Origin of the sequence: Paenibacillus sp. JMULE4 (assembly GCF_013337105.1) — a bacterium.
GTDB classification, from domain to species: domain Bacteria; phylum Bacillota; class Bacilli; order Paenibacillales; family NBRC-103111; genus Paenibacillus_G; species Paenibacillus_G naphthalenovorans.
This window is the reverse complement of record NZ_SGWF01000013.1, coordinates 83,331-94,960: the sequence shown is the minus strand read 5'-3', so window position 1 is coordinate 94,960 and position 11,630 is coordinate 83,331. Positions and strand designations below refer to the sequence as shown.

Here is an 11,630-nt window from a genome sequence, read left to right as displayed (position 1 = left end):
TTGTCGATATAATAATCTTTGTTTGTTTGGGGTGATCTCGTGTTTATACATTTAAAGGATTTGGCTGCAAAAGGCACGATCCGGCTGGAAGGCACCGAGGATTTGACCGGGTTTCTTCCGAAATCGGGAAGCTTGCTGGATTATGGTCCCCTGCACGTCCGACTGGAGGCGCAGGATCAAGCCGGTGCTGCGGAAGTTTCCGGAGAGCTGGAAATCGATGTGGAACAAGCCTGTTCCCGATGCCTTGCTCCGGTAGCTCAACATTTGACGATTCCGTTTCACGAAACGTTCGTCAAAAGCGAAGAAAAGCTGCTGGATGCATCCGATGACGAAGAAGAGAACGAGGAAGACGTGCTTTACGTCTCAGAGGATCGAATAGAGCTGAAGCCTTATCTGGTCGAGAGCGTGATGCTTGCCGTGCCGTTCATTCCGCTGTGCAGTGAAGATTGCAAGGGGCTGTGTCCCGTTTGCGGAACCAACAGAAACGAACAGGCTTGCGGCTGCCACCAGGACAAGGTGGACCCGCGTCTGGCCGGACTGGCGGATTTCTTTAAAGATCAATCGTAGGCGGGCGGCAATGAATTCGTTGAAGGAGGTGGGAATATGGCAGTACCTCAAAGGAGAACATCCAAAACGCGCCGTGACAAGCGCCGTACTCACTTTAAATTAGAAGTTCCGGGCATGATTAAATGTGACAATTGCGGAGAGTTGAAAATGGCTCACCGTGTATGCAAAGTTTGCGGTCATTACAAAAAAAGAGAGATCGTGAACCAGTAATCGCATACGGTTCGAGAAAATAGTGCTTCCCTCTGGGGTGAGGCGCTATTTTTTTTGCCGGCCAACTTCCATTTTAAACAGGAATCCTTTATACTTTTCTTTATGACTTGGTCATAAGATGAAGTATTCAGTGGGAGGAGTGAAAAGAAAAGCTCCTGCTTACACGCCAATAGCTTGATGTAAAAGGGTTTGAATGAGAAGTTTTTCGTACATATGTGAACAAAGGTGGTGCTCGTCATCGAACGCATACCGAAACGACAGCGCCAGCAGCAGTTGGCCAAAGCGATAGAAGAGAACCCTTTTATTACGGATGAAGAATTAACACGATTGTTCCAGGTAAGTATACAAACCATCCGGCTGGATCGGCTGGAACTCGGTATCCCCGAGCTGCGCGAGCGGATGAAGATGATGGCCGAGCAGTCTTATGACCAGGTGCGGTCTCTTCCCCTTCACGAAGTCATTGGGGATGTGATCGATCTTCAGCTTGACAAAAGCGGGATTTCCATCTTTGAAATCAAAGAGGAGCATGTGTTCTCCCGTACGAAAATCGCACGGGGTCATCATATTTTCTCCCAGGCGAATTCGCTTGCCGTAGCGCTGATCAACGATCAGGTCGCCCTCACGGCGGCGGCGGACATCCGCTTTGTGCGGCAGGTCCGTTTGGGGGAAAAGTGCATCGCGAAGGCGTATGTCCGTTCCATTTCCAAAGGAAAAGCGAAGGTGGAGGTATTTACCTACGTCGGAGACGAGGTAGTGTTTCAAGGAAATTTCATTATTTATCATTCGAAAAAAGACCGCTCCGAAGGAGGTGAAGCTCATGCGGATCGCGATTGATGCGATGGGTGGAGACCACGCGCCGCAAGCGGCGGTAGAAGGGGCTGTCTCTGCGGCTAAAGAGTGGGCGGATATTACCGTCATTCTGGTGGGGGACACCGACCGGCTCCAGCCGCTTCTTCAAGGAAACGAGCCGGCCAATCTCGAGCTTCGGCATGCCTCCGAAACGATTGAAGCCGATGACGAGCCCGTCAAGGCGGTTAGGCGCAAAAAAGACGCTTCCATGGTAGTTGCGGGCCGGATGGTGAAGGAGAAGGAAGCCGATGCGATGATTTCGGCGGGCAATACAGGTGCGCTCATGACGACGGGACTGCTTGTGGTCGGCCGGATTCCGGGCATCGAGAGGCCGGCTTTGGCTCCGATGCTGCCGACGACGGACGGGGAAGGCATACTGGCGCTTGATTTGGGAGCCAACATGGATGCCACTGCAAATCAATTGGTGCAGTACGCGATCATGGGTAGCCTGTATCGAAGCAAGGTGCACGGTCTTCATGAGCCGCGTGTCGGTCTTCTTAACGTAGGTACGGAAGCCATGAAGGGCAATGAAGTGGCCAAAGCGGCCTTCCCGCTGCTGGAACAAGCGCCGATACGGTTTGTCGGCAACGTGGAGTCCAGGGATGTGCTGCGGAAGCCCTGTGACGTTGTCGTGTGCGACGGCTTTGCGGGCAACATCATGCTGAAGTCGATGGAAGGTACGGCATCCGTTATTTTCTCGGCGTTGAAAGAGGAGTTTACGCGTACCTGGTACACCAAGCTTGCCGCTGCGATCGTGAAAAAGGGGCTGGGCCAATTCCGCAAAAAGCTGGATTACACGGAACACGGCGCCGCTCCGCTGCTCGGCATCGACGGCTTGGTGCTGAAAAGCCATGGTTCTTCCAATGCCCTGGCGTTCAAAAATGCGGTGCGGCAAGCCCGGCTGGCCTTGAAGAACGATTTGGTCGGAAGTATATCGACAGAAATCCGTAATGGAAGCGAGTTGTAAACCAATGAACTTATTGCCTGTTGGTATTATAGGAACGGGAAAATATGTGCCCGAGCGGGTGCTGACGAATCAAGATCTGGAAAAAATGGTGGACACAAACGACGAGTGGATCGTTACCCGTACCGGGATTCGTGAACGCCGGATGGCTTCTCCCGAGCAAGCCTCGTCCGATTTGGCTTATGAGGCCGCTTTGCAGGCGCTGAAAAATGCGGGAATTACGGCGGAACAGCTCGATCTGATCGTTGTGGCGACGGTTACGCCGGATATGGCCTTCCCTTCGACGGCCTGCATTTTGCAGGAAAAGCTGGGGGCGAAGAAAGCGGCGGCTTTCGACTTGTCCGCAGCCTGCACCGGATTTATTTACGGTCTGGCCAATGCGTCAAATTTTATTGCGACCGGAACGTATAAATATGCGCTTGTGGTCGGAGCGGAATGCCTGTCCAGGATCACGGATTACACCGACCGGAACACCTGCATTTTGTTCGGCGACGGGGCGGGTGCCGCAGTCCTTGGCGTCGTGCCGGAAGGCCGCGGTTTCCAATCGTTCGAGCTTGGCGCCGACGGCACCGGGGGACAGCTCCTGAAAGTTCCGGCCGGGGGCTCCCGTTATCCCGCCTCTCCGCAAAGCCTGGAAGGCAAGCAGCATTTTATTTTTATGGCCGGATCGGAAGTGTTCAAATTTGCCGTGCGCGTCATGGGCAGTGCCGCGGAAGAGGCGCTTCGCAAAGCGGGAATGGATAAATCCGAAATCGATCTGCTCGTGCCCCATCAGGCGAATATCCGCATTATCCAATCGGCGTTGAACCGACTGGAGCTAAGTCAAGAGAAATGCATGATCAATCTGGACAAGTACGGCAACGTCTCGGCGGCTTCGATCCCGATCGCCCTTGCGGAAGCGGTGGAAGCGGGCAAAGTGGAGGAAGGCAGCCGTCTGCTGCTCGTCGGCTTCGGCGGCGGCCTGACCTGGGGAGCTTCCGTACTGGTATGGTAATAAAATACCTGCAGACCAAGCGGGATGGAAAGGAGTTGTCTTGACATGGGGAAAATCGCATTCGTGTTCCCGGGGCAAGGGGCCCAGGCCGTAGGCATGGGCAAAGATATCTATGAAGCCGAAGCGGCGGCACGGTCGATCTTTGATTCGGCCGACAAGGCGCTGGGTTTCAGCTTGACGAAACTGATCTTTGAGGGACCCGAGAATGAGCTGAAATTGACTTATAATACGCAGCCGGCGCTGCTGGCGACGAGCATGGCTTACCTGGAGCTTTTCCGCTCCCGTCACGGCTTGCAGCCGGATTATTTGGCAGGGCACAGTTTGGGCGAATACAGCGCCCTTGTGGCGGCCGGTGTGCTCGGTTTCGAGGACGCGGTTCGCACCGTCCGGGCGCGCGGCGAGTTTATGGACGCAGCCGTACCTGCCGGGCAGGGAGCGATGGCTGCCGTGCTCGGAGCGGAGCGCGAGGCTTTGCAAACCCTCTGTGCCGAGATCAGCGGCAGCGGAGCGGTGGTGGAGCTTGCCAATCTGAATTGTCCGGGACAGATCGTCATTTCCGGCAGCAAGGAAGGCGTGCAGGCGATTGTTGAACGCGGCAAGGAGGCGGGAGCCAAGCGCGTCATTCCGCTCGAGGTAAGCGGACCGTTCCATTCCTCTCTGATGAAACCGGCCTCGGAACGTTTATCCGGCGTTTTGTCCGGCTTGAAGATGAACCGGGCGAGCATCCCGGTCGTAGCCAACGTAACGGCCAAGCCGGCGGGAGAACCCGACGAGATCCGGCAGCTGCTGGTCGATCAGGTTCATTCGTCCGTGCTTTGGGAGGATAGTGTATCGTGGCTGATCCGGCAGGGTGTGGATACGTTTGTGGAAATCGGAAGCGGAACCGTGCTGGCCGGACTGCTCAAGAAAATCGACCGCAGCGTAAAAGTGTATTCCGTGAACAGTCTGGAAGCGATCGAGAAGTTCCGGCTGGAATCTAACGTATAACCTGTATGGGAGGGATGGAAGGATATGCTTACGGGTAAAGTAGCGCTGGTGACTGGTGCTTCACGCGGCATAGGCCGGGCGATCGCTTTGTCGCTTGCGGAGGCCGGCGCGGATGTAGCTGTCAACTATGCAGGAAGCGAAGCGGCTGCGGCGGAAACGGTGCAGCAAATCGAAGCGATGGGACGCAAAGCGATCAAGATAAAGGCGAATGTAGGTGCGGTTCAAGAGGTTGAGGATATGTTTAAACAGATCCTGGAAACGTTCGGCCGGATCGATATCCTGGTCAACAACGCGGGCATTACGCGAGACAATTTGATCATGCGTATGAAAGAGGAAGAATTCGATCAGGTGATCGAAACGAATCTTAAGGGCGTGTTTAACTGCCTCAAGGCGGCAAGCCGTCCGATGATGAAGCAGCGTTCCGGACGGATCATCAATATTTCGTCTGTGGTCGGAGCGCTTGGCAATGCCGGTCAAACCAACTATGTAGCAGCCAAGGCAGGGGTTATCGGCATGACGAAAGCAGCGGCCAAAGAGCTTGCCTCCCGCGGAATTACAGTAAACTGCGTGGCTCCCGGATTTATCGAAACCGATATGACCGACAAGCTGTCGGGCGAGATGAGAGATCAGCTGCTTCAGCAAATCCCTCTTGCCCGGCTGGGTCAGCCGGAGGATATCGCCAAGGCGGTTCGTTTCCTGGCTTCCGAGGATTCCTCGTACATGACCGGTCAAACGATTCACGTCGACGGCGGCATGTATATGTAACCCTTCCCGGGGCAACTACTAGACAGTGCGACCTGTGAAATTTCGGGTGGGTTGAACCCGGTTGAAGGCGGGAAAAGGCGTGAAATTGTTTTTTTTCGTGTCCCCAATGCTGACTATGGCAATTTGTCCATAAGTTAAGTATAATACCAAAGAGGAGGTGAACCGGATGTCCGATGTATTGGATCGTGTAAAACGTATCGTCGTTGACCGTCTTGGTGTGGATGAGGCGGAAGTGACGCTTGAAGCATCTTTTAAAGATGATTTGGGTGCCGATTCTCTCGATGTCGTAGAATTGGTTATGGAATTGGAAGATGAGTTTGATATGGAAATCTCTGATGAGGATGCAGAGAAAATTACTACTGTAGGTCAAGTAGTTGAGTACATAAAATCTCATACTTAATCATTCTAAGTCCCGTTTCTTTATGTGACGGGACTTATCTCCATTCCGAACCCCGGGAAGCTTCTCTTTACGCTTTTTTATAAAGAAATAAATAACGAAAGTTATTTTAAAATAGAGGTGGGTTAAAGTGAAACAAAGAGTCGTAATTACGGGTCTCGGCGTGATGTCCTCGCTCGGGCGCGATCTTGAAACGTTTTGGGCAAGCCTGCTCGCCGGCAAGTCCGGAATAAGCCAGATTGAGTCCTTCGATGCATCCGAATATCCTACTCGAATTGCTGCGGAAATCAAAGACTTTAATCCTGAGGAATACTTCGACAAGAAGGAAGCCCGCCGAATGGACCGATTTGTGCAGTTTGCCGTGGCGGCCACTCTGATGGCATTGAAAGACTCGGGACTGAATATTAAGGAAGATACCAATCCCGAACGTGTAGGCGTTTATGTAGGATCGGGCATCGGCGGTCTGTCCACTTGGGAGGAGCAGCATAAAATCCTGCTTGAAAAAGGACCGAAACGCGTGAGTCCTTTCTTCATTCCGATGATGATCGCGAATATGGCTTCGGGTCAAATCTCCATGATTACGGGAGCCAAAGGGCCCAACAGCACGGCAGTCACCGCCTGTGCCACAGGTACGCACTCCATTGGCGACGCATTCAAGAAGATTCAGTACGGCGATGCGGATGTCATGATTTGCGGAGGTGCGGAAGCCACGATCAGCCCGACCGGGGTCGCCGGCTTTTGCGCGCTGCGCGCGATGTCGACACGCAATGACGAGCCGGAGAAGGCGAGCCGCCCTTTTGATACCGGACGCGACGGCTTCGTTATGGGCGAAGGCGCAGGCATCCTCATTCTTGAATCGCTTGAGCATGCATTGAAGCGCGGCGCCCGGATTTACGGCGAGGTTATCGGTTACGGCATGAGCGGCGACGCTTACCATATGACAGATCCCGATCCGAACGGCGCAGCCCGCTGCATGGCAGCAGCGGTGAAAGACGCAGGCATTTCGTTTGAAGCGATCGATTACATTAATGCGCACGGCACCTCGACACCGGTCGGCGATAAATCCGAAACCACTGCGATCAAGACAGCTTTTGGCGATCACGCTTATAAGCTGGCTGTCAGCTCCACCAAGTCGATGACAGGCCATCTTCTTGGCGCTGCGGGCGGAGTGGAGGCGCTGATCTGCGCGCTTGCATTGAAGCACGGAACGATCCCGCCGACGATCAATCTGGACGATCAGGATCCGGAATGTGATTTGGATTATGTTCCGAATGTGGCGCGTCAAGCGGATCTTCATGTCGTGATGTCCAACTCGTTCGGCTTTGGAGGCCATAACGCCACCGTCATTCTCAAGAAATTCGAAGCATAAAATGTTCTCGTGGTTGTCTATACTAAAATATTGTTTCGTGGAACCACGGTTCCACGAAGCCATCCGCCCACACGAAGGTGATAAGATATGCATCGCAACCTGAAGCAGCTCCAGTCGGAATTGCGCTTGCCCTTTAATAATCCCGATCTTCTTCGGCAGGCATTTACGCATTCCTCTTATGTGAACGAACACCGCGTAGGTCATTACAAGGATAACGAACGGTTGGAGTTTTTAGGGGATGCTGTCCTGGAACTGACGGTATCGGAGTACTTGTTTGAGAAGTATCCTGACCGTCCGGAAGGAGAACTGACCAAATTAAGAGCTTCGATCGTCTGCGAGCCCTCGCTTGTCGGCTTTGCCGAACAGCTCGATTTCGGATCTTATGTGCTGCTCGGCAAAGGAGAAGAGCTGACCGGAGGAAGAACCCGTCCGGCCCTGCTCGCAGATGTGTTCGAATCGTTTATCGGCGCCTTGTATTTGGATCAGGGGTTGGAAACGGTAAGGACGTTTTTGCAAAAGCATATGTTTCCTCATCTGCCTCAGCAGGGGCGTTTGCTTACGGCTGATTTTAAAACGTTTTTGCAGGAGCATACGCAGCAGCGTAATCTGGGTCCGCTGGAATATAAGATCGTAGACGAACGGGGTCCGGCGCATGAGCGGGAATTTGTTGCGGAGGTTTATCTTCACGATCAACTGCTGGGTCAAGGGACCGGGCGTTCCAAAAAGGAAGCGGAGCAGCAAGCGGCGGCAGAAGCATTAGACACACTGCAGGTAAAGGTTCAGAAGCCATAACGGAAATGGGAGTGGAAGTGGCGGCCGGTGTAACAGGTCGTCGCTTTTTTTATGCGTTAAAGGCAACTGTATCTACTAAGTCTAGGGAATATGTTACAATAGCCGTAAGAGGTGAGCGAATTGTTTTTGAAACGTATCGAGCTTTCGGGCTTTAAATCGTTTGCGGACCGCACCGAACTGGAGTTTGTTCAGGGGATTACCGCGGTGGTCGGACCCAACGGCAGCGGGAAAAGCAATATTTCCGACGGCATTCGCTGGGTGCTGGGGGAGCAGAGCGCCAGGTCGCTGCGCGGAGGCAAGATGGAAGACATCATTTTTGCCGGCAGCGACGCCCGCAAAGCGGTTAACTACGGGGAAGTGTCGCTGACGCTGGATAATACCAGCCAATCGCTGCCGCTCGATTATAATGAAGTGACGGTGACCCGCAGAGTTCACCGAAGCGGCGAGAGCGAATACCTCATCAATAAGCAGCCTTGCCGGCTGAAAGATATTACCGAGCTGTTCATGGATACGGGGATCGGGAAAGAAGCCTACTCGATCATCGGCCAAGGGCGAATCGAGGAAATTTTGAGCACGAAGTCGGAGGATCGCCGGGGGATATTTGAGGAAGCTTCGGGGATTGTGAAATATAAATCGCGCAAGAAAGAAACGGAAAAAAAGTTGCAGGAAACCGAACAAAATCTGCTGCGGATACACGATCTCGTGACGGAGCTGGAGGACCAATTGGAACCGCTGCGAATTCAATCGGAGAAGGCTGTTCGATTCAAAGAATTGAAAGAGCAGCTGAAATCGAGCGAAATCGCAATGTATGTATACCAGATTGAGCAGATCCACGCAACATGGTCTGAAACCAATGCCAAGCTCGAAGAGCTGCGTCAGGCCCAGCTGGAGTTGTCCGGCTTTGTAAGCGTGCACGATGCCCAGCTTGAAACCGACCGTCTGGAAATGAGAAAGCTGGAGGAGAATATCGAGCAGCTTCAGCAGCAGCTGCTGAAGCTCAGCGAGGACTTCGAGAAGTGCGAAGGTCACGGAGAAGTATTAAAGGAGCGGAAAAAGAACTACGCCGCCAACCGGAATCAGCTTGAGCTGACCATAAGGCAGCAAGAACAGCGTCTTCTCGAAAAAGAAGCGGAAATTACTGCGCTGCGGGACAAGCTTGGGGAGATTGCCAGCCGTCTGTCCGAAACGGAGGCGCTCCTGAAGGCGGAGGAAGACCGTCTGCTGGGCGTTGCTGGCGGAACCAGCAGCGCCGAGGAGGACAGGCTCAAAAGCGAGCTGCTGGAGGTGTTGAACGCTTCGGCCAACGCGCGCAACGAAGCGAGGTATGCCGAGCAGCAGCTTGAGGCGCTGACCCGCCGGATGGACCGGCTGGGCGACGAGCACCGGAAGTGGGCCGAACAGCAGGAGAGCATTGCCGAGCGCAAGGCGAAGCTGGAGCACAGATTGCAGCAGGTCGTCGATGGAATTGCCGAAGTACGCAACCGGTATTTGGATTTGAGCCAAGGGCTGAAAGAAAAGCAGACGTTGTTGGAAGAGGCTCAGGCGACCGTGCGCAAATGGGAGCAAAAGCTGGACGCCATGGTGTCCCGGCGCGATACGATGCGTGAGATGGCAAACGATTACGACGGCTTTATGCACGGCGTTAAAGAGGTGCTGAAAGCAAAGAAACGCGGTGATTTGCGCGGTATTCACGGCGCTGTCGCCGAGCTGGTGAAGGTGCCTGCACATGTGGAGCTTGCCATGGAGACGGCGCTGGGCGGCGCGCTTCAGCATATCGTCGTGGATAACGAAGCGAACGGGCGGGAGGCGATTGCTTTCCTGAAGCGCCGGCAGCTTGGCCGTGCTACATTCCTGCCTCTGGATGTCATCCGGGGACGGTCGATTCCGGACAGCGAGCAGCGACAGGTGCAGGGAATGGAAGGGTTTGTCGGGATTGCCGTCGATCTGGTGCAGTTCGACGAGCCTTATCGCCAAATTGCCTCAAGCTTGCTGGGCAATGTTATTATCGCGCAGACGCTGGAAATGGCTAACCGGATTGCGGCCAGGGTGCAGTACCGCTATCGCGTTGTCACGCTGGAGGGCGATGTGGTCAATCCCGGAGGGTCGATGTCCGGAGGAAGCCAGCAAAAGAAAACGACCAGCTTGCTTAGCCGTCAGCGTCAGATTGAGGAAATGGACAAAGAAATCGCTCAATCCGAATCCCAGCTTCGCAGCCTGCGTGCAAAAGCGGAACAGGTGCGGCGCGAGATCGGGGAAGCGTCGAAAGAATTGGACGAGCTGCGGGCGCTTGGCGAAAGCCGGCGGATTGAAGAGCAGCAGATCCGGGCATCGCTGGAACCGCTGGAAAACGAGGCAAAGCAGGTCGCTCAGCAGCTTGAGCTCTATGGAGCAGACGGGCAGTCGCTTGCGGAAGAGCGGGCTGAGCTGGAGAAGCGCCGGATCAGCGCGCTTGAGGCTTTAGAGCGCCTGCAAGGCGAAGAGACGGCCCTGCAGGGAGCGATTCGCGAGGCGGAAATCCGCCGTAAAGCGAGCGAAATGGCCAAGGAGGAGCTGCAAACCCAGCTGACCGATCTGAAGGTAACCGCAGCCTCCCAGTCGCAGGAAAAGCAGTCGCTGCAGGAGCAGGATCGCCGCTTGCGGGCAGAGTTCGACGCGCTGAAGGCAGAGTTGGAGGCCAATCGGGAGCTGCAGCGGCAGCAGGAATCGGATATGGCGAACCACGAGCAGGAAAGCGTGCTGCAAATCGAGCAGCTCAACGATTTGAAGCTGAGGAAGCAGCAGTGCGCCGAGCAGTTGGATATGAAGCGCGCTAAACGCTCGGAATGGATCGCGAAGCTGGAAGCGGAAGAAAGCAAAACAAAGGATCAGCGGACGAAGCTTCGCCAAGTGGAGGAACAGCTGCACCAGACGGAAGTGCGCGTAAACCGCTTGGACGTGGAACTGGAGAATCTGCTCAAGAAGTTGTGGGATGACTACGAGCTTAGCTACGAGCTGGCGAAGGTGCGCTATCCCGTTCCTGAGGATGTGCTGGGTACGCAGAACAAAGTCCGCGAGCTCAAACGCGAAATCGCTATTCTCGGCGAGGTGAACCTCGGCGCGATCGATGAATATCAGCGCGTCAATGAGCGTTATCAATTTTTATCCGAGCAAAAGAATGACCTTGTGGAGGCGAAGACCGCGCTGTATGCTGTGATCCGCGAGATGGACGAGGAGATGGGAAGACGGTTCCGCTCGACCTTCGATGCGATTCGTTCACACTTTGTTGTTGTCTTTGCAAAGCTGTTCGGCGGCGGCCGGGCGGATCTCATCCTGTCCGAACCGGATCGTCTGCTTGACACGGGCATTGAGATTGTGGCGCAGCCTCCGGGCAAAAAGCTGCAAAATCTCCAGCTGCTTTCCGGCGGCGAACGGGCGCTTACAGCCATCGCGCTGTTGTTCTCGATCATTCGCGTCAAGCCGGTGCCGTTCTGCGTGCTCGATGAAGTGGAAGCGGCGCTGGATGAGGCCAATGTAGCCCGCTTTGCCGAGTACTTGCGCGAATTCTCGCAGCAAACGCAGTTTATCGTCGTGACGCACCGCAAAGGGACGATGGAGGAAGCGGATGTCCTGTACGGCGTAACGATGGAGGAAGGCGGCGTATCCAAGCTCGTCTCCGTTCGCTTGGAGGAAGACGAGGCGATCATGGAGGCCGGTTGACCGGCGGCGGCTGTGCCGCAATACATTCGGGCTCACGTAT

The 11,630-nt window shown here is 54.5% G+C and carries 11 protein-coding genes; all 11 read left to right on the top strand.

The annotated features are described in order from the left end of the window. The first annotated feature begins 39 nt into the window (after positions 1-39). The 11 genes from EXW96_RS11975 to smc all read left to right on the top strand — a co-directional run bounded on the left by EXW96_RS11975 (position 40) and on the right by smc (position 11,590). Positions 40-567, top strand: a complete 528-nt coding sequence (locus EXW96_RS11975) for a YceD family protein (RefSeq protein ID WP_054818952.1) — start codon at positions 40-42, stop codon at positions 565-567. A gap of 36 nt (positions 568-603) precedes the next feature. Further along, the gene (gene rpmF, locus EXW96_RS11970; protein WP_062407904.1) at positions 604-777 is read left to right on the top strand and encodes a 50S ribosomal protein L32; all 174 of its coding nucleotides are present in this window, start codon (positions 604-606) and stop codon (positions 775-777) included. A gap of 225 nt (positions 778-1,002) precedes the next feature. Next, positions 1,003-1,611, top strand: coding sequence for a transcription factor FapR (gene fapR / locus EXW96_RS11965; RefSeq protein ID WP_074728132.1), 609 nt, complete (start codon positions 1,003-1,005; stop codon positions 1,609-1,611). Next, on the top strand, positions 1,595-2,593 hold the full coding sequence (plsX, locus tag EXW96_RS11960) for a phosphate acyltransferase PlsX (RefSeq protein WP_174350635.1): 999 nt from the start codon (positions 1,595-1,597) through the stop codon (positions 2,591-2,593). The genes fapR and plsX overlap by 17 nt, the downstream gene beginning before the upstream one ends. 4 nt (positions 2,594-2,597) lie before the next feature. Beyond that, on the top strand, positions 2,598-3,584 hold the full coding sequence (locus EXW96_RS11955) for a beta-ketoacyl-ACP synthase III (protein WP_054818953.1): 987 nt from the start codon (positions 2,598-2,600) through the stop codon (positions 3,582-3,584). 45 nt (positions 3,585-3,629) lie between these two features. Beyond that, complete coding sequence (gene fabD, locus EXW96_RS11950) at positions 3,630-4,571, top strand: ACP S-malonyltransferase (protein ID WP_054818954.1); 942 nt, start codon at positions 3,630-3,632, stop codon at positions 4,569-4,571. A 24-nt stretch (positions 4,572-4,595) separates the two neighbouring features. Next, positions 4,596-5,336 carry a 3-oxoacyl-[acyl-carrier-protein] reductase gene (gene fabG, locus EXW96_RS11945; RefSeq protein WP_174350634.1) on the top strand — a complete coding sequence of 247 codons (741 nt, stop codon included), beginning with the start codon at positions 4,596-4,598 and terminating at the stop codon, positions 5,334-5,336. 166 nt (positions 5,337-5,502) lie between these two features. Beyond that, the gene (gene acpP / locus EXW96_RS11940) at positions 5,503-5,736 is read left to right on the top strand and encodes an acyl carrier protein (RefSeq protein ID WP_010501107.1); all 234 of its coding nucleotides are present in this window, start codon (positions 5,503-5,505) and stop codon (positions 5,734-5,736) included. 127 nt (positions 5,737-5,863) lie between these two features. Continuing rightward, positions 5,864-7,102: a beta-ketoacyl-ACP synthase II gene (gene fabF / locus EXW96_RS11935; protein ID WP_074728128.1), complete on the top strand. Its 1,239-nt coding sequence runs from the start codon at positions 5,864-5,866 to the stop codon at positions 7,100-7,102. An 87-nt stretch (positions 7,103-7,189) separates the two neighbouring features. Further along, on the top strand, positions 7,190-7,894 hold the full coding sequence (gene rnc, locus EXW96_RS11930) for a ribonuclease III (RefSeq protein ID WP_054818956.1): 705 nt from the start codon (positions 7,190-7,192) through the stop codon (positions 7,892-7,894). A gap of 120 nt (positions 7,895-8,014) precedes the next feature. Continuing rightward, on the top strand, positions 8,015-11,590 hold the full coding sequence (gene smc, locus EXW96_RS11925) for a chromosome segregation protein SMC (RefSeq protein ID WP_174350633.1): 3,576 nt from the start codon (positions 8,015-8,017) through the stop codon (positions 11,588-11,590). The last annotated feature ends 40 nt before the right edge of the window (positions 11,591-11,630 follow it).

What these genes read in the sequence shown, in the direction of transcription:
- fabG (WP_174350634.1), top strand. Translation starts at nt 4,596, where the DNA reads ATGCTTACGGGTAAAGTAGCGCTGGTGACTGGTGCTTCACGCGGCATA.
- plsX (WP_174350635.1), top strand. Translation starts at nt 1,595, where the DNA reads ATGCGGATCGCGATTGATGCGATGGGTGGAGACCACGCGCCGCAAGCG.
- rpmF (WP_062407904.1), top strand. Translation starts at nt 604, where the DNA reads ATGGCAGTACCTCAAAGGAGAACATCCAAAACGCGCCGTGACAAGCGC.
- fabD (WP_054818954.1), top strand. Translation starts at nt 3,630, where the DNA reads ATGGGGAAAATCGCATTCGTGTTCCCGGGGCAAGGGGCCCAGGCCGTA.
- rnc (WP_054818956.1), top strand. Translation starts at nt 7,190, where the DNA reads ATGCATCGCAACCTGAAGCAGCTCCAGTCGGAATTGCGCTTGCCCTTT.
- acpP (WP_010501107.1), top strand. Translation starts at nt 5,503, where the DNA reads ATGTCCGATGTATTGGATCGTGTAAAACGTATCGTCGTTGACCGTCTT.
- EXW96_RS11955 (WP_054818953.1), top strand. Translation starts at nt 2,598, where the DNA reads ATGAACTTATTGCCTGTTGGTATTATAGGAACGGGAAAATATGTGCCC.